Here is a 21,266-nt window from a genome sequence, read left to right on the forward strand (position 1 = left end):
GCAATGTCCAACGAAGTGATCAACACGGTTCAGGTGAAGGCTGTTGCGGGCCGCTCGGAAGAGCTCGGCAAGCAATTGCAGAAGATCGTCGACACCCTGCGCGAAACCCCGGGCTGCGATTCCTACCTGGTCGACCGCTGCCCCGAGGACAGCCACCGCTGGACGGTCAGCGCGCGCTGGCAGTCGGAAGCGGCGATGCAGGCGCATTTCAACCGGCCCGAGGCACAGGGGTTTATCGACCTGATCGATAGCCGCCTGGCCAATAGCGTCGATTTCAACAGCTTTCCTATCGTCTAAAAGCAAGATCAAAAGATCGCAGCCTTCGGCAGCTCCTACTCTGGAATGCGTTCCCCTGTAGGAGCTGCCGAAGGCTGCGATCTTTGCTTTTGAACCAGAATTGGTCACCTGATCTTCGCGAATATTGGCCGTTTGAACCGGCCACATTGCGGCCTACTGTGAGCACACCCCCACCATCACAGGTAACCCGCCATGAAAGCCCTGCACCTCGTCGCCGCAGCCCTCGCCTTCACCTTCTCCGCTTCGGCAATGGCCCACGATCCATCCGAAAAAATCACCGTCCTGCAGGAACAACTGCTGAAAAACGCCCCCGGCAAGAAAGCCATGATGATCGAAGTCGACTACCAGCCCGGGCAATCCTCGATCGCCCATAAGCACGAAGGCACGGCGATGGCTTACGTGCTCGACGGCGAAGTGATTTCCCAAGTCAAAGGCGAACAGGCGATCACTTACAAAAAGGGCCAGTTCTGGTACGAGCCGGCCGGCTCCGAGCATCTGGTGTCGAAAAACGCCAGCTCAACCAAGCCTGCCAGGTTGCTGGTGTTCATGGTGATGGCCCCGAACGAGCAGGTGCTGATCCCGCTGGAAAACTGATGGCTGCCTGATCACATTTGGAATGCGATCAACCGTGGGAGCGAGCCTGCTCGCGAAGGCGCCAGACCGGACACCACAAAATCCCTCAGACATTAAATCCCCGGCAAGACAGGCCATCCCGTCTTCCAAATCCACAATCATCCGCCGCTGTCCACTGTCAGGTCTGACAGTGGACAGCGCGACCGAAAGCTCCCCAAATACCAGCACTGCGTTGATTTGCCGGTCCCTATCGACTGATCGCTTTACGCAAAAACAGCGTATTCGAGGAGCAGACCATGACTGAAGTAAAAGACACCGCTGTGCATAATCTGGACCCCACTTTCGGCCCCGATAAAAATGGCCTCACCTGGTTTAAATATCCCGATCAGGAAAACGGCTTCGCCAACGCAGTTGCCGTCGCGGCGGACGGCAAGCTGCTGATCGCCGCAAGTCCGGGCAACAAGTTCGCCATTGTGCGATTGAAGCCTGATGGCACACAGGACACTTCGTTTGCCCGGGATGGCGTAGCCAGCGGGGTTTTCGCTCCGGGCTATAAATCCACTGGTGGCAGCATCAGCATCCTCAAGAACGGAAATCTGTTGCTTCAGGGTGCCTTTTATCTACACGAATACGCACAGCCACAACGCTGCCTGGCAATGTTTCGCAATGACGGAACGCCCGAGACCGCATTTGGCGTCAACGGCGTAGTCTTCGTTGATCCGATTCCGGTGCCCGCGCTCACGTCGTCGGAGATCAAACTTGGGCAAAAACGCACTACGGCATCCGATTACAGTGGCCATGCCATTGAACTGGACGACGGAAAACTGATGGTGTTGAGCAACCATCGATATTCCCCCAATGACCAATGCGGTCTTTTGATCAGACTGCAAAGCAACGGCGCCCTGGACACTGCGTTTGGCCAGGGGAAGGGTTACGTCGTGATTCGATACCTGGCCAACTTCACGTGGGCTGGCTCACTGATCCGGCTCAAGGACGGCAAATTCGCCATCGCAGGTTACGTTTCACGTGAAAACCGCTACCGCGCAATGATCGCCCTCTTCGACGCCACAGGTAAGCCTGTCAGCAGCTTTGGCGATAACGGTTTTGCCCTGTTCGACCGCCTGGACAAGCTCAGTCAGATCAACCAACTGGTCGAAATGCCTGGTGGCAACATCCTTGGCATCGGTAGCGCCACCTCGAAGGATTTTGTTCACCAGGGCGTCCTGGTTTGTGTCGACAGGAACGGGAAATACGCCATCGACTTCAATGAAGGGAGGCCAGTCCTGACGTCCTATCCAAAAGCCCTTTTCGGCATCCAATGGACTGCTGGCACGCTGAGGGACGGACACATCGTTGTGCTTTCCAGCACCCACGGCGAACAAGACTCGGAAATCGTCATTGCCCAGTTCAAATCGGACGGCTATCCAGATCGCGATTTTGCCGACGACGGTGTGCTGGTCATCAATCTGACCGGCGTGCTCGACATGGCGGGAGGCCTTGCCATTCAGGACAATCAGATTGTCGTAGCCGGAACATCCCTGCCCCGTACGGACGGCGTCGGTAGCTTCGCCTTTCGCTGCGCCGATACGTTCTGAATGACAGACAAGAAAAAGCCCCGCCTCTTTCGAGAGCGGGGCTTCTTCATTCAGCCACTACTTACGCCAGTTCAAGCTCGGCATTCGCAGTGATCGCAGGCACGATCGCTTGCCCACTCAACGCCAGATCCAGCAGCTCACGGTTGGCCACCGCGTACATGGCGTAGTCCGTACCGCTCGCAGCACGGATTTCCACCAACATGGCGCGCCAGCGTTCGATCATGCTTTCGTGCTGGGCCATCCACAGCGCCAGGCGTGCTTCCACGTCCTGCGAGCCGTCGCCCTGTTGCAGGACGGAGATGGTGATCGCCCGCTGCTGCCAGTCGACGTCATCACGGAACGCTTCACGGGCCAGAGCCTGCCAGTTGTTTTCCACCGGCAGCGCGCTGATCTGTTGCAGGTACCAGGTGATGTCCAGCGCAGAGCCGACGGCGAAGTAGGCCTTGGCCACTTCGGCCGGGTTCTGCCCGGTGACGTCTGCGGCTTCGATGATCGGCAGCAGCGTGTACAGGTGCGAAGTGCCCGCAACCATACGCGCCAGCAGTTCCGGCACACCGGCTTCGACGTACGCTTGATAACGCGACTGCCAGTTCTCGCGGATTTCGCCGCTGAGCAGTTCGTCGAGTTTCAGACCCAGTTCTTTCAGGTGCGGACCGAAATGCGCGACGTCACGGGCAGCGTTCTGCTCGTTGCGGCGGGCACGCAGGAACCAGCGCGTGGCGCGACGGCCCAGACGCATCAGCTCGTCCATCAGTTCCAGCTGCACGTCAGCGGAAACCTGATAGTCCAGCGCTTCGATCTGACGGAACCAGTGCGGGAGGTGGAAGATGTCGCGCACGATCACGTAAGCGCCAGCCACGTTCGCCGGGCTCATGCCGGTCGACTCTTTGAGTCGCTGCACGAAAGTGATGCCCATGTGGTTGACCAGATCGTTGGCGATCTGCGTGCTGACGATCTCGCGCTTCAGACGATGACGACGCATGGCTTCGGAGAACTTGCTGACCAGGGTCGGCGGGAACGCCGTTTCCATGTCGCGTGTCAGGTAGTCGTCGTCCGGCACCAGCGAGCCCAGCAGTTGCTCTTTGAGGTCGATCTTGCTGTAGGAAATCAGCACCGACAGCTCAGGACGGGTCAGGCCGTGGCCCTCTGCGACGCGCTCGGTCAGTTGCTCTTCGGTCGGCAGGAATTCGATGGCACGGTCCAGCTTGCCACGGCCTTCCAGATCGCTCATCAGACGCTTGTACTCAGCGATGCGCGCGTAGGCACGGCGCGCCGCCAGGGACAGGGCCTGAGTCTGCTTGTAGTTGTTGCCCAGCACCAGATTGCCGACTTCGTCGGTCATGCTCGCCAGCAACTGGTTGCGTTGCTTGTCGGTCATGTCACCGGCCTGAACCACTTCGTTCAGCAGGATCTTGATGTTCACTTCGTGGTCGGAGCAGTCCACGCCACCGGCGTTGTCGATGAAGTCGGTGTTGGAACCGCCGCCATTGAGACCGAATTCCACGCGACCCAGTTGGGTCATGCCGAGGTTACCGCCCTCGCCCACGACTTTGCAGCGCAGCTCGTTGCCGTTGACGCGCAGTGCATCGTTGGCCTTGTCGCCGACATCGGCGTGGCTTTCGGTGCTGGCCTTGACGTAGGTGCCGATACCGCCGTTCCACAACAGATCCACCGGCGCCTTGAGCAAGGCATTGAGCAGTTCGGTCGGGGTCAGCTTGTCAGCCTGGATGTCGAAGCGTTCTTTCATCTGCGGCGAGATCGCGATGCTCTTCGCGCTGCGCGAGAAGATACCGCCACCTTCGGACATGATGCTGGTGTCGTAGTCGGTCCAGGCCGAACGCGGCAGGTCGAACAGACGCTGACGCTCGACGAAACTGGTCGCCGGGTTCGGGTTAGGGTCGATGAAGATGTGCATGTGGTTGAATGCCGCGACCAGTTGCAGCTTGTCGGACATCAACAGGCCGTTACCGAACACGTCGCCGGCCATGTCGCCGACACCAACCACGGTGATGCTGTCTTCCTGGACATTGATGCCGCGCTCGCGGAAGTGGCGCTGTACGCCGACCCACGCGCCCTTGGCGGTGATGCCCATTTTCTTGTGGTCGTAACCGGCCGAACCACCGGACGCAAACGCGTCACCCAGCCAGAAGCCGTAATCGATGGCAATGCCGTTGGCGATGTCGGAGAAGGTTGCAGTGCCCTTGTCCGCCGCGACCACCAGGTACGGGTCATCATCATCATGACGCACGACGTTGACCGGCGGCACCAGGGCGCCGTCCTTCAGGTTGTCGGTGATGTCCAACAGGCCGGAAATGAAGATGCGGTAGCAGGCGATGCCCTCGGCCGCGATCTCGTCACGGCTGCCGCCAAGTGGCAGACGACGCGGCAGGAAGCCGCCCTTCGCACCCACCGGCACGATGACCGAGTTTTTCACTTGCTGGGCTTTTACCAGGCCGAGCACTTCGGTACGGAAGTCTTCTTCACGGTCGGACCAGCGCAGGCCACCACGAGCAACGTTGCCGAAGCGCAGGTGCACGCCTTCGACGCGTGGCGAGTAGACGAAAATTTCGAACTTCGGCACTGGCTTGGGCAGCTCAGGGATCGCATGCGGGTTGAACTTGAAGCTGAAGTACGACTTGTTCTGGCCGTTGGCGTCAGTCTGATAGAAGTTGGTGCGCAGGGTGGCTTTGATCAGGTCGAGGTAACGACGCAGGATGCGGTCTTCGTTGAGCACCTGAACATCGTCCAGTGCAGTCAGAATCGCTTGTTCCAGACGCAGTTGCTTGTCTTCCAGATCGTCGCTGCCGAGCTTGCGTGCCAGGTAGAAACGGGTCTTGAACAACCGGGTCAGCTCGCGAGCGATGTCGGTGTGGTTGTTCAGGGTGCTGGCGATGTAACCCAGATCGAAGCCCAGACGAATCTGCTTCAGGTAGCGGGCGTAGGCACGCAGCAGCGCCACGTCGCGCCATGGCAGACCAGCGGTCAGCACCAGACGGTTGAACGCATCGTTCTCGGCATCGCCGCGCACGATGTGGACGAACGCGTCCTGCAGGGTGTCGTTGAGTTGCTGGATGTCGAGGTCCAGACCTTCAGCGGCGGTGAAGGCGAAATCGTGAATCCAGAATTCGCGGCCGTTGGTGTGGCGCAGGCGGTACGGGAATTCACCCAGTACGCGCAGGCCGAGGTTTTCCAGAATCGGCAAGACGTCGGACAGCGCCAGCGGCGTGTCGGCGTGATACAGCTTGCAATGCAGCTCGCGCTGGCCGGAGACCTGACCGAGCGGCTGATAGAAGCTCATCACCAGCGGATTTTTTTCGTTGAGGCTCAGCAGGTGCTGCATGTCGACCACGGCCGAATGCGCGGCAAAACGCTCGCGGTAACCGGCCGGGAAGCCTTTCGGGAAGTCGGCCAGCACGTTGGTGCCGTGGGCTTCGCCGAAGCTTTCGACGGTCAGTGCGGCGTAGTCGTCCTGCCAGCTGCGGCAGGCCTGAACCACTTCTTTTTCCAGCAGCAGCGGGTCGATGTCGAGGCGGTTCTTCGGATCGACGCGCAGGATCAGCTGCACACGGGCCAGCACGGATTCCGAGAAGAAGGTCCAGAATTCGCAATCGGACGCCTTCAGGCGCTCCATCAGCACTTGCTGGATCTTCTGGCGCACTTCGGTGGAATAGATGTCGCGCGGCACGTAGGCCAGGCAGTAGCAGAAGCGACCGTACGGGTCTTTGCGCAGGAACACGCGGATCTTGTTGCGTTCCTGGATCTGCACGATCGACATCACGGTGGTGAACAGTTCGTCGACCGGGGTCTGGAACAGGTCGTCACGCGGTAGCACTTCGAGGACCTGTGCCAGTTCCTTGCCCAGGTGAGCCTTGGACTGGAAGCCGGAGCGGCGCTCGATTTCTTCGACCTTGCGGCGGATGAACGGGATGACCCGCACGCTCTCGCCGTACACCGACGAGGTGTACAGGCCCATGAAGCGGTGTTCCTTGATGACTTTGCCGTCGGCGTCGATTTCGCGGATCGACACGTAGTCCGGGTAAGCCGGACGGTGCACACGGCTCGGGTGCGCAGCCTTGGCGAACGACAGCAGGGTCGGTTCGCGCAGATAGGAAACGGCGTAGTCTTCGATGCGCAGGTCTTCGTAGGTCAGGCCGGTGCGCAGCAGTTTGGTCAGGCCGAGGAAGGAGTTCCGGTCGTACTCGATGTGGCCGCCATCGGCCTGATCGGTGACCACGAACTCTTCGTAGCCGAGGAAGGTGAAGTGGTTGCCCACCAGCCATTCCAGGAAGCTCTTGATTTCGTTCTTTTCGTCGGCATCGACCGGATAGGCGCTGTTGTCGAGCTGGGTGAGGATGTCCTGCACCTTGGCTTTCATCGGCTCGAAGTCAGCAACGGCGACGCGCACTTCACCTAGCACCTGCTCAAGCTCTTTGCTCAGCACATTCAGCTCGGCCGCGTTGGCGCAACGGTCGATTTCCAGGTACATCAGCGATTCGTGCAGCACGCCTTCGCCGGTGCTGCCTTTTGGCAGGATTTCCAGCAGTTCGCCCTTGCTGCCACGACGCACGCTGAGCACGGTGGTCTGCAGGGTGTGAATGCTGTAGCCGCGACGGTTCAGCTCGGTACGCACCGAGTCGACCAGAAATGGCAGGTCGTGGTGCAGCACTTCGACCGCGGTGTGGGTCGACTGCCAGCCGTGGCGTTCGTAATCGGGGTTGTAGACACGCACTTGCGGTTGCGCGTGATCGAAGCGCTCAAGCAGGCGCCACGCAGAGAGAGTACAGCCAGCGAGGTCGGAGAGACGACGTTGAGTCAGCTCGTCCAGGGAAATGATGCCGAAGAATTGTTCAGCGAACAGCGCCACTTGTGGCAGTGCCTGTTCACTGATGTGCTGCGCCAGTGCCGCTTGCAGTTGGTGCTGGAAGTCGGCTTTGCTGGCTGCGGTGAAGAACGCCATCTGTGGTACTCCGCTTAAGCTTGTTATTGATGGAAAGCGTCGCGTGCAACACCCCTTTCGGGGCTGGTGTCGCCCTGTTCCTGATTCTCGGGCAGAGGAAACAGGGAGACAGGTGGGTGAAGCTGGACGGGACACTCAGGTCACATTCACCTTCCATGAATGAGCATCTGCAAAAGCGACTGCCAGCACTGCCGACAATGCCTTTCCGGGTGCTCATCCGTTGCGCAGCTTAATGGGTGCGACAATGTGTCTGCTTGCGGTGCTGCGACATATTCGGTCATTGGCACGTAAATGCAGGGTTTCGCCTGCTTCAACACTAGCAGGCGTGAGCTTAAATGCAGGCTCGACACCCCGGTTTCACGGGACTTTCGTGCCAGGTCGGTCGCCGAGGACGTTACATATCCGGAAACGAAAACGCCCAAGGCCCTGTTATCGACCCTGAGCGTGGCATCCGGTTCAGCGCTGGCGGTTGACGCGGATCAGTCCGGCAGTTCCTCAAAGGCTCTGAATTTGCTCACCGTGGCGCAGTCGTAGCACATCGTCTGCAGGATCTGCTTGTCCATGCTGGCGTCGATGTTGCTTGAATCGCACTCGCGGCAGAACAGGCGCAGATGGCTGAGCAAGTCGCTGTCGAACGCCACGGCGGAAAAGAATTGCGGGACCAGTTCGTCACGCCAGTACATGCCCGGCGATTTGGAAAATCCGGCGCCGCTGTCCTTGAGCACCACGTCGTAGAGCAAGCGCTGCAAGGCCGTTTGCGGCACCCGCGCATCGCGATGGGCGTTCTTGCGCCAATTGCGCGCGAGCGCGTCCTGCGCCGTGCCCAGCATGTTGCGCGGGATGGTGTTGGAGGCATGGCTGCGTCCCTTGGAATTGCCGGTGGCATAGAAATGCGCGGCGTTTCTCACGGCCAGCCGGGCGAAGTAATACAACTGACTCACCGAGAAGTCCTGCAGCAACTGCCCGACCACCTCCTCGGCACGGGCCTCGGCCGTGAAGGCGAAATCCACCTCACTGGCCAGCACACGAATGTATTGAAGCGACTCTTCGCGGGCGAGACTGAAGACCAGCGAATAGATTTCGCTCTTCCAGGCGGCTTTGACGCTGCCCGACAACTCCTGATACAGCACCTGATACAAATTCTCGCGGGCACAGCGCGTTACGCCGTCGAGCGTGACGCTGGGCAGCCAGCGCACCGCGCTGTACTCGCGGATATTGCAGCCCTCGCTGCGATCGAAGGCGTTGATGTCGGAATCGGTGGAAACCGCCAGCACCCCGGCTTCGTGCAGGCTTTTGAGCAACTCTTCCCGCGCCTCGAACGTCAGGGCAAGCAGCTCTTCTCGGGATGGCGCGTTCAACGGCGCAATCCATTCAACGTTTGCGCCGTAGCCATCATCAAGCAAGGCGAGCAACGTCAACTTTTGCACAAAGCCCAGATTGGCGTAAGGCACTGCAGGGAGTTGCGCGCCATATCTGGCCTGCAACTCCAGACGGTCCCGCGCTGCCCGGGCGGCCAGTTGCTGCTGGCGAACCTTGAAACATTCTGTGCAGTTGCACGCTGTGTGGCGGCCATTGGCGCCGGGGACACTGTGCTGGTGTTCACAGCGTACGCATTTGAACTGACCCCGCAGTGAGAGCGGAGTACCTCTGGCGTATCGGCGCACCCACATCGGAAGTTCACAGTAAGGACAGGTAAGGTCTGCACTGACAATCGGTGGCAGAACCTTGAGCAGACTGCGCACCCTGGAAGGAATCTGGAATTGCTCCATCAGCTGCGAAGTTTTCTCACCTTCCAGATAGCGCTTGTAGATCTCCTCGATCTGTTCGTCAGACAGGTGGCGAATTTCTTCGGCGCGTTCGAAATATTGGGTCATGGCAAAGGTCCTTTTTTGGGGTTTTGGTAACGCACTCCGTTGCGCAAGAGCGGCGAAACTAACGGCAAAACGGTGGCGATCACAAGCGAAATATCGCAATTTCGGGTGGATTCTGCGCATCCGGTAATTGCCTTACGCTGGCGTCGGATTTTCCCTTCTCGCTACTCGGAACCGGGCGACGGAAATGTCCTGCTTTGCGACTTTTTGCCGATGCAGGCAGCGCGAACGAGCAGAGACTGGCAAAATCGCGCCTTCGAACAGATTCACCGCCGCCACTGCCCAGGATTTCCCCCATGCAAATGACCACCGCCCTACTGATCGTCAACCCGTGCGACGACGAAGAAGACAACATGGCCATGCTCTGCTGCCACAGCGACAAGGGCGAGATGTTCCTGATGAGCCGTTATCCGGATGAGGATGAGCTGGAGATCACCCTGGATGGCGAGCCTTCGACGCTTGACGGCGTGAAGGTCACGCTGACGTCGGAACTGCTGAAGATCGAGATTGCTGCGGCGGATGCCGATGCGCTGAATGGCGATGATGTGCTGGAGATCAGTTTCAATCCGAATATGGTGGATATGGATGAGGTTGTTGAGACCTTGAAGAATATTCTCGATGGGACAGGAACTTTTGTAATTAATCTGGAATAACCAGTTCGGCTCGCATGACAAGATAAATGACGACGGCATTTGATCGCCCCTTATGCCATCGTCATTAATTCCACGCTGATCGATACCTCTACAAGCTCTAAACACCTGAAAACCATAATTCGCGCTAATTTTCCGCATAGAACGCCGCTGTGTTTAACAGCACGAAGCTCGATCCTACTACTCCTCAAGAAGTGCCCTACGCAATCATCGGAAGCCGTCTGATTGCGGGCCCACCCCTCCCTTGTTATTACTCGTTGCGCTTGCAAAAAAACATGCAAGCTCGGCGCACAAAAAAGTGCCGACAACGTGATATTCAATGGAGTCATATGTAATGGGTAGAAAACGTTCTGAAATAAACACCTTCGAGGATTTGCCTTATGGCTCGGGCCACTTTGAAGGTTTCCTGGCGACGGAACTGGACTTCTTCGCCTCACTGACCCGCTGACTCGGCCTCCCGATCAGCCAATCCTGAAAATGCCGAAAGTCGATCTTTCGGCATTCAAGCCTACGAGGCTCACCATGTCAGAGCGTGAGATTTCATCCAGCGAAGCGTTTGTCCGAATAAACAATGTTATTCAGACACTGGGTTTGAAAGCGCGAGTGCGCTATGTCGATGACGGTAATCTGGTCGCTACTGCCGAACTCTATAACGAATACGACACGCTGATTGAATCAGGCGCAGGCAAAGGTCCCGACGCGCTTGTAGGTGCACTTGCTGAAAGCCTTGAGCACTACGCGATGTTTCACGCCGAGCCGCCATTTTGCACAACGCTTGGTTGCAGTGACATCGCTTCGCAGAACGGGGTCGAGTCGGACGGCATTTTCACAAGTCTGCGAAAAAACATCGAGCCTCTACAGTGTCTGCAGCTTGCAGCACTCGACGGCTGCGCCGGGCTTTTTGTGCCATGCGCCCTGCTGTATCCGGTCAAAGATGAACGTAAAACAACGAGTCAACCGACGCGCTTTTTAAATCGCTACGCCTCTAACTCAGGAACTGCTTTCGGCTGCACGAAATCAGAAGCACTGCTGCACGGTACCCTGGAACTGATTGAGCGACACCTGTTGTCCCGGTTTTTCATGGCCGTCTGCAGACTGATACCTGCGATAGATCTCTACTCACCGTCGGCGCCCCTGCTTGCGCAAGCCCTGTTCAACAACTCATACGCGCTACGGGCTGCCGAAGCTTTGCAGATCATCATTATCAAAGACGAGTCAGAAGTTTATCTGGCGGTTGCATTCCCACGAACCGGCCCCGGCGACCGACATATATCCGCAATCGGCTCCGGCTGTTCTTTGGACATATTTATCGCCATCCAAAGAGCGGTAACGGAGCAATTCCAATCAAACGCCTTATACGACGCCAACGATGAAATCGCGGACCGAAAGGTACTTGATGTGCTTTGTCAATCCGAGAAACTGAAACAGCTGATAGACTTTGCACCCGTTAAAAACTTGAAACTCAATACCCTGGCGCCGCCAAAAAGCCTGCTTGCACTCTCTGTTCCTGAACAACTTGCCTTGCTCCGAAAAAACCTGAGCGGTATGAACAAAGTCCTATTTTCCAGAACAGTCATGGAGTACCCGGGGACCAACGTAGTTACCCAGACTTATATCCCGGGTCTCGACCGATTCAACATAATCAGAAATGGCCAACCCGTAGCTCCTCAGCACATTTTGCTCGGCACCAGGAGCACGCCAACGGCGTGATCCAAAACGACCACAGGCCCATACTCATGCAGACATTTATAAGAACAGCCTGCGAGAAACATCGACTCCTGCTGGTGATGACAATAGGCGCGACCATCACCCTGAAAATCCTGGCCCTGGCCCCTCCTTTGTTATTGGGCAAGATCGTCGATTCACTAAACGATGCCGATCACACAACGCTGCGTACGCTGCTTTTTTTCACCGCAGCTTTTACGCTGGCCGGTTGCATTCAGTCGATGACCACCCCCCTGCAAACGCTGCTGCTCTCAAAGCTCGTCCAGCGAATTGTCATGGATGCTTCCATCAATTGGATGGCGCGGTTGATGGGCAAGGATTTTTCCCAGTTTGGCACGTGGCGAGTAGGACACTTCATCAAGTCGGTCGAGCGCGGAATCACTGCCCACGAACAGTTGCTGATGTTCTTCGTCACTACGGGTTTTCCCCTGTGCCTGGAATTTCTTATTGTGGCCGGCGCATTCTGGTATATGGGCGGAGCCTGGGTTTTCTGCGCGCTAGCTGGCCTCGGTGGCTGTTATCTCTATGCAACTCACCGGATCATTCGATGGCGCAGAAAACACATCGATGCTGTTAATGACCAGGAGGATGAGCTGAGTGCAACCTTGGTCAATACTTTGAGGGCTGGTAAATCGATAAAACTGGAACGCGCCGAACGCACGGCCCTGCAACTCTTGAACCGAGCGTTTGAGCGCTACGCCAATGCTGCGGTGACCGTAGCAGGCTCGGGCGGACTGTTGAGCGCGGCGAAGATTTTGTTTATCAGCCTGTCCACCGGCGGTTTGTTGGCTTGGGGAGTCATGGATCAGACGTCCGGACAAGCAAGTATCAGCGTCGGTCAGTTGGTGGCCATTTCCTCTATTGCTGGTACGTTCCTGTTGAATGTATCGGCGCTGACCGAAGGCTATCGGGTGCTGGATCAATTTTCGGCTGATCAACGGCGACTCAAAGAATTACTTGCAACTGCTGACTTCGATAACGATCGCCGCAATGACTCTGATGCGTTGCATAACCTATCAACATTACGGCTCGAGCCCTGCGAGATCACCCATAACGGTGTTGCGCAGCTATCAATTGCCAGCCAGATCAGCTTCCGACAGGGCCAATCCGTTGCGATCATCGGGCCCAGCGGCGCTGGCAAATCGACGTTACTCGAAGCGCTGGCAGGACTGGATTTTTCGGTGCGGCCCCGGCTGTTCATCGACGAGCTGTGCATAGATCGCTTAAATGCTCGCGTTCATCTGGAAACGGTGCGTTACAGCCCCCAGTCTCCGCAGTTCCTGGAAGGAAGTTTTGAACAGTCCGTACTTTTCGGTGTTGAGCAGTCGAAAACATTGAACGAGGCAATTCAATGCCTCCAGCTTGATGAAATCATTGGCCGAGGTCACATCGCTGAAAACGCCACCAATATCTCCGGAGGTGAAGCGAAGCGGCTTTCGTTGCTGCGACTTCTGAATCGACCGGGCAAATTCAATCTGTTTGATGAGCCGAGTGCTTCGATTGAACCGAAACTCGCTACACCAGTGTGGGATTTGCTATTCAAGACATTCGCTGGACAGGGCCTTATATGTGTCACCCATGATGTTGAACATCTCCATCGTTTTGACCGCGTGCTCGTCATGCAGCAAGGCGCCATCGTTGATGAAGGCAAATGGTTCGAACTGCTTGAGCGCCCCGCCATCAAGGTCATATTGCACAGCTTGCACACGCAGACCTGAATCGCAAAAACGTCCAGAAACGGCCCCACGCAGTGCAAACGAGGGCCGATACTGACAAATCGCGCAAATGCCGTTAGTCGCCGCCCCCCACGATGGATTAAAGTAACGCCCCCAGCCCCGGCGTTATCCGAACGCCCCGGCCACCCCCTTTCCAGGAACAGTCACCGATGGAACATCGTGAAGCGCTGCTGGCGCTGCGAACCTTTCTTTCAACGCAGATTCTCGGCCAGGAAAAACTCATCGAGCGTTTGCTCATCGCCCTGCTCGCCGACGGCCACATGCTGGTTGAAGGCGCTCCCGGTCTGGCCAAGACCAAAGCGATCAAAGAACTCGCCGAGGGCATCGAAGCCCAGTTCCATCGAATTCAGTTCACCCCCGACCTGCTGCCGGCCGACATCACCGGCACCGAAATCTACCGTCCGGAAACCGGCAGCTTCGTCTTCCAGCAAGGGCCGATCTTTCACAACCTTGTGCTGGCGGACGAAATCAACCGTGCGCCGGCCAAGGTGCAATCGGCCTTGCTCGAAGCGATGGCCGAGCGCCAGGTCAGTGTCGGGCGCAGCACCTATGAGCTGTCGCCGCTGTTTCTGGTGATGGCCACGCAGAACCCGATCGAACAGGAAGGCACCTATCCGCTGCCGGAAGCTCAGCTCGACCGTTTCCTCATGCACGTCAAGATCGGCTTCCCTGACGCCGCCGTCGAACGGCGCATCCTGCAACAGGCGCGTGGCGAGGCGTTGAACGGCGAGACCAAGCCCGAGCGTCGGGTCAGCCAGCAGGCGATCTTCGCCGCGCGCAAGGAAATCCTCGGTTTGTACATGGCCGACGCCGTGGAGGAATATCTGGTGCAACTGGTCATGGCCACGCGCAACCCGGCCAAGTTCGACCCGGAAATGGCCGAGTGGATCGCCTATGGCGCCAGTCCGCGCGGTTCGATTGCCCTCGACCGCTGCGCCCGCGCCCACGCCTGGCTGGCCGGTCGCGACTTCGTCAGCCCGGAAGACATTCAGGCCGTGCTGTTCGACGTGTTGCGCCATCGCATCATTCTGTCGTTCGAAGCCGAAGCCGCTGGCATCGATCAGGACCGCGTGGTGCAGCGGATTCTCGACGTCGTCGCCGTCGCTTGACCCCCATGAACGCCGCCCTGCCCTCCGAACCCGGTATCCGCATCAGCCTAGCCGAGCTGATCGAGATGCGTCACCGCGTGCGCGAGGTACAGCTGTTTTCCACGCCGAGTCAGCGCAGCCCGCTGATCGGCCTGCATCACTCGAAATTCCGTGGCCGTGGCGTCGACTTCGATCAGGTGCGGGTGTATCAGGCCGGTGACGACGTGCGCACCATCGACTGGCGCGTCACCGCGCGCACGCAGGAGCCGCACACCAAGCTGTTCCATGAAGAACGCGAGCGGCCGATTTTCATCATGGTCGAGCAAAGCACGCGGCTGTTTTTCGGCTCGGGGCTGATGTTCAAGTCAGTGCTGGCGGCGCAGGTTGCAGCGTTGATCGGCTGGGCCGCGCTGGGGCACAACGACCGCGTTGGCGGGCTGGTGTTCGGCGACAACGAGCACTACGAAATCAAGCCTCGGCGCAGCAAGCAGAGCCTGCTGCAATTGCTCAACCGGCTGGTCAAGGTCAATCAATCGCTGCACAGCGAGCGCGAGCCGGATCGCGATGCCTTCGGCGTGGCCTTGCGCCGGGCGCGGGAAGTGCTGCGGCCGGGCAGTCTGGCCATCGTTATTTGCGATGAGCGCGCGTTGTCCGACAGCGCCGAACAACAACTGAGTTTGCTGGCGCGGCATTGTGATTTGCTGATGTTGCCGCTGTCCGATCCGCTGGATCATGCTCTGCCCGCCGCCGGCCTGCTGCGCTTCGCCGAACGTGGCGCGCAACTGGAAATCGACACGCTGAACTTCGATCTGCGCCAGACCTACCGCGCCCAGGCCGAAGCGCGCATCGCCCGTTGGGAATTGCTCGCGCAAAAGCTGCGGGTGTTGCTGATGCCGTTGAGCACGCAGAGCGAAATGGTCGAGCAGATGCGCGAGTTCCTGAACCCGCAGCGTCCGGGGAAAGGTCGATGAACGGCCTCGAACAACTGCAACCGCTGATCTCACCGCCGCCGATCGCGTTCTGGCCGCCGGCGCCGGGCTGGTGGCTGCTGCTTCTGCTGTTGCCGCTGCTGGGTTTCGCCGTGTGGAAGCTACGGCGTTTCATTCCGATGAAGAAACGCCCGTTGGTGCGCGCCGAGCAGCCGCTGGATCCGGTGCGCATCGCCGCGCTCGCCGAACTGGCGCAAATGCCCAAACCCTACGACGGTGCACCCGCCGGTGCCTGGCTGCAACAACTCAACGGCCTGCTCAAACGCCTGTGCCGCAACCACTATCCGTACAGCCAGAGCCACACCCTCAACGGCCGCAAATGGCTGGCCTTCCTCGATAATCGCTGCCCCGCTGCCGGCCTGACGCGCTGGATGGTGCTGGTCGAAGGCGCGTACAAACCGGAATGCAAACTTGACGACAAAGCCATCGCCGGCCTGACCCAAGCGGTCGACACGTGGATTCGCAAACATGTTTGAGTTCGCCTGGCCGTGGATCTTCGTGCTGTTGCCGCTGCCGTGGCTCATGCGTCTTGTCCTGCCGGTGGCCGACAGCGGCGAGCCGGCGCTGAAAGTCAGTTTCCTCGCCGACCTCGAAGGCCTCGCCCGCCGCCGCGCGCGTGCGAACTTGCCGGCGTGGCGGCAGCAGGCGCCGTTTATCTTGCTATGGCTGATCTTGCTGATCGCCGCCGCGCGCCCGCAATGGCTCGGCGAACCGCTGCCGATTGCCGCCAGTGGCCGTGATCTGCTGGTGGCGGTGGACGTGTCTGGTTCGATGGATTTTCCCGACATGCAGTGGCAGGACGAAGAAGTCAGTCGTCTGTCGCTGGTGCAGCACTTGCTCGGCGATTTCCTTGAAAGCCGCGACGGCGATCGCGTCGGTCTGATCCTGTTCGGCAGTCAGGCCTACCTGCAAGCACCGCTGACCTTCGACCGGCGCACCGTGCGCGTCTGGCTCGACGAGGCGCGGATCGGCATCGCCGGCAAGAACACCGCGATCGGCGATGCCATCGGCCTGGCCCTGAAACGCCTGCGTCTGCGCCCGGCGCAAAGTCGCGTGCTGATTCTGGTCACCGACGGCGCCAACAACGGCGGCGAAATCAATCCGCTGACCGCCGCGAAACTGGCCGCCAGCGAAGGCGTCAGAATCTATCCGATCGGCATCGGCGCCAATCCCGAGGACAGCGGCTCGACCGGCCTGCTCGGGGTCAATCCGAGCCTCGATCTGGATGAGCCGGCACTCAAGGCCATCGCCGAAATCACCGGCGGCCAGTACTTCCGCGCCCATGACGGCAAAGAGCTGCAAGCGATCAAGGACACCCTCGATCAGCTCGAACCGGTGACTCAGCAACCGACTCAGGCACGCCCGGCGCAAGCCTTGTATCACTGGCCGCTGGCGTTGGCGCTGTGGTTGAGCCTGTTGCTGGTCGTCCGCGAACTGTGGCCGGACAATCCGCTGCAACGCCTGTTTACCAAACAACTGTATTTACAAAGTCCGCTGCCGGACTGGCGTGAGCGCTTGCAGCGTTTGCGCCTGCGGAGGCGCCGATGATCGCGCTCTGGCCGCACTGGTTCCGCCCTTGGTGGCTGTTGCTGTTGCCGCTGCTCGGCTGGCTGCTCTGGCAACTCTGGCACCGGCAGAAACGCGCCGGGCGCTGGCAGATGATTCTGCCGCCGGCATTTCACGCTGCGCTGCTCAGTGGCGGCAGCGGGCGCCAGAGCAAACTGCCGTGGATCGCCCTAGGCGTGGCGTGGTTGCTGACCATTCTGGCCTTGCTCGGGCCGAGCTGGGAGCGCGTCGAACAGACCAGCCAGAAGCCTGCCGATCCATTGGTGGTGGTGCTCGAACTGACCCCGGAAATGCTCGCCACCGACTCGCCGCCGACGCGTCTGGAACAGGCGCGGCGCAAGCTGTTCGACCTGTTGCAGGCGCGCAGCGATGCGCAGACCGCCATCGTCGTTTATGCCGGCAGCGCGCACACGCTGGTGCCGCTGTCGGATGATCTGGCGACCAGCCGCAATCTGCTCGACGCGCTGAAGCCGTCGCTGATGCCGGAAGCCGGCCACCGCGCCGATCTGGCCGTGGACAAGGCGCTGGCGTTGCTCAAGCAAGGTGCGCTGGGACAGGGACGGATTCTGTTGATCGGTTCGTCGCTCAATGAAGAGGAACGGCGCGGCATTCGCCGTGCGCTCAATGGCGAGTCGACGCAACTGCTGATGCTCGGCATCGGCACCGCCGAAGGTGCGCCGATTGCCCAGGAGGACGGCAGTTTCCTCAAGGACGAGCAAGGCGCGATCCGCGTGCCGCAACTCGACAGCCCCGGTCTGGCGACTTTCCTCAACAGCGTAGGCGGTGAGTATCACCCGGCGCGTCTTGACGAGGCTGATCTTGGCGCCCTTGGCCTGCTCAACGGCCCCCGCAGCCTGCGCGACGACGGCCAGACCGTGCGCCTCGATACGTGGGCCGATCAGGGCTATTGGCTGCTGTTGCCGCTGCTGTTGCTCGCCGCTTGTGCCGGGCGCCGTGGCTGGCTGTTCTGCCTGCCGCTGCTGTGGTGCCTGCCGCAACCGAGCTACGCTTTCGACTTCGAAGACTTGTGGTTGCGCCCCGACCAGCAAGGTTTGCACCTGCTCAAGCAGAAACGCCCGGCCGAAGCCGCGCAGCATTTCGATGATCATCAGTGGCAAGGGGTGGCGTTGTACGAGGCCGGCGACTACAGTGGCGCCGCTCAGCGTTTCGCCGAGGGCAGCGATGCCCGCGCCCACTACAATCGTGGCAACGCCCTGGCCAAAAGCGGCGAGCTGGAAGCAGCAATCGACGCCTATGAACAGGCGCTCGAGCTGCAACCGGATCTGCGTCCGGCGCAGACCAACAAGGCGCTGGTGGAAAACCTGCTGAAGCAGAAAAACGCCCCGCCGCCGCCCGAACCGGACAACCAGCCCAACGAACAAAGTCTGCCCGGCGATGAGCCTTCGCCCACCACCGCGCCCCCTCCGGCGGTGAGCAGTGAAACCCAGAGCGAGGCGCAACCGGCCGAGTCGGCCAGCGAACCGCCGCCGACCGCCCCGCCGCTGCCCGGCCCCAATGAAATCCCCGGCAGCAACGAGGAAGAGGAAACCGACACGGTGCCGACCCTGCGCCCGAGCGAGAACAACCTCGAAGGCGAGCAGCGTCAGGCGCTCGAACAATGGCTGGGCAAGATCCCGGACGACCCGGGCGAACTGCTCAGGCGCAAATTCTGGTACGAACAGCAACAACATCAGGATCAGGAAAACAATCGATGACCCGCTTCACCGCTCTCTTGCTGCCCCTGCTGATCTGCACGACTACCGCTCAAGCGGCCGTGCTGACCGCCAGCGTGGATCGCAGTCGCCTGAACTCCGGCGAGACGGTCGAGCTCACCCTCGAAACTGACGACGTCACCCAGTTCGGCAAGCCCGATCTTTCGGCGCTTGAAGCGTTGTTCGAAGTGCGCGGCACGCGCCAGGTCAACCAGCTCAACACCCTCAACGGCGACAACCGCGCGACCACACGCTGGATCATCACCCTGCTGCCGAAAGAGAACGGCAGCGTAGTGATTCCGCCGCTGCAACTGGGCGAAGCACAGAGCCAGCCGATCACCGTGCAGGTGATCGCCAGCGACAACCGCGAAGACAACAACAGCCTTGATCCGGTGTTCATCGAAGCCAGCCTCGACCAGACCAGCGTCTACGTGCAGGCCCAGGCCATCCTGACCTTGCGCATCTACCACTCGGTTTCGCTGTACGACGACAGCAGCCTGAGCCCGCTGCAAATCGCCGATGCGCGCATCGAACAACTTGGCGACACGCGCACCTACGAAAAAGACATCAACGGTCTGCGCCACGGCGTGATCGAGATGCGCTACGCGATCTATCCGCAACACAGCGGTCTGCTGACGATCGCCCCGCAGACGTTCAGCGCCACGCTGGTGGATACCGCGCCATCGGCAGACGCCTCGGGGCCGAAGCCCGGCAAACTGATGCGCGTCAGCTCGGCGTCGATTCCGCTGACGGTCAAACCGAAACCGCTGACCTACCCGGTCGATGCACCATGGCTGCCGGCGCGCAACCTCAGCCTCAGCGAAAGCTGGAGCCCGGAACCGGATCACACTCAGGTCGGCGACTCCCTGACCCGCAGCCTGACCCTGAAAGTCGAAGGCCTCGCCAGCTCGCAACTGCCAGCCCTGCCCGCCACCGACGTCAACGGCCTGCGCCGCTACCCCGACCAACCGGTGCTGAGCAACCAGAGCAGCGACCGCGGGATCATCGGCAGCCGCGAAGAACGCGAAGCCCTGGTGCCAAGCCGCAGCGGCGCGATCGACCTGCCAACCGTCGACGTGGTCTGGTGGAACACCTTCGAAGACCACCTCGAACACAGCAGCCTGCCCGCGCGCACCCTGCAAGTGGCGAACAACCCCAGCCTGCAAATCGACACCCCGGCCGGCACCCTGCAACCGAGTACGCCCGACAACGACACTTTGTGGTGGTGGAAACTCAGCACCCTGATCCTCGCCTGCACCACCCTGCTCGGCTTCGGCCTCTGGTGGCGCGCCCGCTGGCAACCGGCAATCCACCGCGCCGCCCAGACCGGTCCGAGCCCACGCACCCTGCTCGACGACATCAAACGCGCCAGCCAAGCCAACGACCCCCACGCCACCCGCCAGGCACTGGACGCCTGGGCGCGACAGCAGCCGGAGACGCTGGCAGACATGGCCGCGCGGTTTGTGCCGTTATCGGACGCGTTGGATGGGCTGAACGGCGCGCTGTACAGCGAGATCGGGCAGCATTGGCAGGGTGAGGATTTGTGGCGGGCGATTCGAACGATTCCAGCCGCCGAGCGCGTGCAGGATCCGGTGGGTGAGAGTGGGTTGCCGCCGCTTTATCCGAAGTAAAAGCAAAAGATCGCAGCCTTTGGCAGATCCCTACGGATTGTGTGTAGGAGCTGCCGAAGGCTGCGATCTTTTGATCGGAAAGTCCGGAATCAATACTCGAATTTCGTTTTGACTTGTTCGCCTTCTCGATAGGAGAGGACGAATGACTTCCATGGCTCGCCACGCTTGACTGCGTTTTCCTGAAGCTGGTCGACCAAACGAAGGATAATCGCCCCGTTAATATCAGTTTCAGCGTTCCAGTCCTCGACGCCGTCTTTCTCAACGCATAGCTCCGTCTCGATGTAGCCCTCCCCCAACTCCACGCCATAACGGAACGCGTCATAGCCATGGACGATGCCGGCTTCGACCACCTGAAAAATCTCTTGGATGATCTTTATGTCTTCGGTAATCACTGTAAAACCTCCGGAGTGCGGTGGAAGTGGAGTTTCCTCAGAGCCATGAAAATGGAGGATTACCTATCGGTACGCAGGTTGATGTACAGGGATTTGATCAATGCGTCCTCACCGTCCTCGATGTCCGGTACATAAAAGCTCATACCAAATTCGCTAACGTCAAACCCGTCATCGTCAATGACAGGTTGAATGCCGTTACTGCGGAACAGGCTCAGTATGCGAGACAATTTTTGTCCCACAAGTTTGTGCCCCATCCAGGTGACGCCGCTTCTTTCGAAAAACTCCGCACCTTTCACAACATCTCGAGGGTCATAAAAGACATGTAAGTCGTATCTTACAAACGCATCCGTCGTATTCAACGAGGCAGCCGTTTTCTTAAACTCCTCAAAATCACCACCCAAAATGCTACGCACCTGCGTTCTGGACAAGGTGCCATTCAGAGGTCCTACCGTTCCAAATACCTGGAATGAAAAATCCACCGTCA

The 21,266-nt window shown here is 59.5% G+C and carries 16 protein-coding genes; 12 read left to right on the top strand and 4 right to left on the bottom strand.

Annotated elements, in window-relative coordinates; genetic code table 11:
- Positions 1-3: 3 nt before the first annotated feature.
- The 3 genes from CKW30_RS05215 to CKW30_RS05225 all read left to right on the top strand — a co-directional run bounded on the left by CKW30_RS05215 (position 4) and on the right by CKW30_RS05225 (position 2,465).
- Positions 4-297, top strand: a complete 294-nt coding sequence (locus tag CKW30_RS05215) for an antibiotic biosynthesis monooxygenase family protein (RefSeq protein ID WP_064363423.1) — start codon at positions 4-6, stop codon at positions 295-297.
- Positions 298-489: 192 nt separating this feature from the next.
- Positions 490-891 carry a cupin domain-containing protein gene (locus tag CKW30_RS05220; RefSeq protein WP_095180181.1) on the top strand — a complete coding sequence of 134 codons (402 nt, stop codon included), beginning with the start codon at positions 490-492 and terminating at the stop codon, positions 889-891.
- Between the two features lie 275 nt (positions 892-1,166).
- Complete coding sequence (locus CKW30_RS05225; protein WP_095180182.1) at positions 1,167-2,465, top strand: hypothetical protein; 1,299 nt, start codon at positions 1,167-1,169, stop codon at positions 2,463-2,465.
- Between the two features lie 61 nt (positions 2,466-2,526).
- Here the strand turns inward: CKW30_RS05225 and CKW30_RS05230 are convergent, their stop codons facing one another.
- Together CKW30_RS05230 and CKW30_RS05235 are read right to left on the bottom strand one after the other, a co-directional pair.
- Entirely contained in the window at positions 2,527-7,422 is a 4,896-nt protein-coding gene (locus tag CKW30_RS05230; protein ID WP_095180183.1) for an NAD-glutamate dehydrogenase, read from the bottom strand.
- 479 nt (positions 7,423-7,901) lie between these two features.
- Positions 7,902-9,296 carry a hypothetical protein gene (locus CKW30_RS05235; RefSeq protein ID WP_095180184.1) on the bottom strand — a complete coding sequence of 465 codons (1,395 nt, stop codon included), beginning with the start codon at positions 9,294-9,296 and terminating at the stop codon, positions 7,902-7,904.
- 293 nt (positions 9,297-9,589) lie between these two features.
- Between CKW30_RS05235 and CKW30_RS05240 the strand changes: the two genes are divergently transcribed.
- The 9 genes from CKW30_RS05240 (at position 9,590) to CKW30_RS05280 (ending at position 20,390) form a co-directional block, all read left to right on the top strand.
- The gene (locus CKW30_RS05240) at positions 9,590-9,946 is read left to right on the top strand and encodes a hypothetical protein (protein ID WP_095180185.1); all 357 of its coding nucleotides are present in this window, start codon (positions 9,590-9,592) and stop codon (positions 9,944-9,946) included.
- 519 nt (positions 9,947-10,465) lie between these two features.
- Positions 10,466-11,653 (top strand): YcaO-like family protein, encoded by a 1,188-nt coding sequence (locus CKW30_RS05245; protein ID WP_095180186.1) that lies wholly within the window; start codon positions 10,466-10,468, stop codon positions 11,651-11,653.
- A gap of 26 nt (positions 11,654-11,679) precedes the next feature.
- Positions 11,680-13,386: an ATP-binding cassette domain-containing protein gene (locus CKW30_RS05250; protein WP_095180311.1), complete on the top strand. Its 1,707-nt coding sequence runs from the start codon at positions 11,680-11,682 to the stop codon at positions 13,384-13,386.
- A 167-nt stretch (positions 13,387-13,553) separates the two neighbouring features.
- On the top strand, positions 13,554-14,513 hold the full coding sequence (locus tag CKW30_RS05255; RefSeq protein ID WP_007913915.1) for a MoxR family ATPase: 960 nt from the start codon (positions 13,554-13,556) through the stop codon (positions 14,511-14,513).
- A 5-nt stretch (positions 14,514-14,518) separates the two neighbouring features.
- Positions 14,519-15,463 carry a DUF58 domain-containing protein gene (locus CKW30_RS05260; protein ID WP_016774988.1) on the top strand — a complete coding sequence of 315 codons (945 nt, stop codon included), beginning with the start codon at positions 14,519-14,521 and terminating at the stop codon, positions 15,461-15,463.
- On the top strand, positions 15,460-15,957 hold the full coding sequence (locus tag CKW30_RS05265) for a DUF4381 domain-containing protein (protein WP_095180187.1): 498 nt from the start codon (positions 15,460-15,462) through the stop codon (positions 15,955-15,957). Before CKW30_RS05260 ends, CKW30_RS05265 begins: the two co-directional genes overlap by 4 nt.
- Positions 15,950-17,029: a VWA domain-containing protein gene (locus CKW30_RS05270; protein ID WP_095180188.1), complete on the top strand. Its 1,080-nt coding sequence runs from the start codon at positions 15,950-15,952 to the stop codon at positions 17,027-17,029. Before CKW30_RS05265 ends, CKW30_RS05270 begins: the two co-directional genes overlap by 8 nt.
- Complete coding sequence (locus tag CKW30_RS05275; protein WP_076562558.1) at positions 17,026-18,762, top strand: VWA domain-containing protein; 1,737 nt, start codon at positions 17,026-17,028, stop codon at positions 18,760-18,762. Before CKW30_RS05270 ends, CKW30_RS05275 begins: the two co-directional genes overlap by 4 nt.
- Positions 18,759-20,390 (top strand): BatD family protein, encoded by a 1,632-nt coding sequence (locus CKW30_RS05280; RefSeq protein WP_095180189.1) that lies wholly within the window; start codon positions 18,759-18,761, stop codon positions 20,388-20,390. The genes CKW30_RS05275 and CKW30_RS05280 overlap by 4 nt, the downstream gene beginning before the upstream one ends.
- Before the next feature lie 89 nt (positions 20,391-20,479).
- Here the strand turns inward: CKW30_RS05280 and CKW30_RS05285 are convergent, their stop codons facing one another.
- Together CKW30_RS05285 and CKW30_RS05290 are read right to left on the bottom strand one after the other, a co-directional pair.
- Positions 20,480-20,782, bottom strand: a complete 303-nt coding sequence (locus CKW30_RS05285; RefSeq protein WP_095180190.1) for a hypothetical protein — start codon at positions 20,780-20,782, stop codon at positions 20,480-20,482.
- A 59-nt stretch (positions 20,783-20,841) separates the two neighbouring features.
- Positions 20,842-21,261 carry a hypothetical protein gene (locus CKW30_RS05290; RefSeq protein WP_143497886.1) on the bottom strand — a complete coding sequence of 140 codons (420 nt, stop codon included), beginning with the start codon at positions 21,259-21,261 and terminating at the stop codon, positions 20,842-20,844.
- Positions 21,262-21,266: the final 5 nt, after the last annotated feature.

Origin of the sequence: Pseudomonas sp. Irchel 3F6, from assembly GCF_900187595.1 — a bacterium.
In the GTDB taxonomy this organism is placed as follows: domain Bacteria; phylum Pseudomonadota; class Gammaproteobacteria; order Pseudomonadales; family Pseudomonadaceae; genus Aquipseudomonas; species Aquipseudomonas siliginis.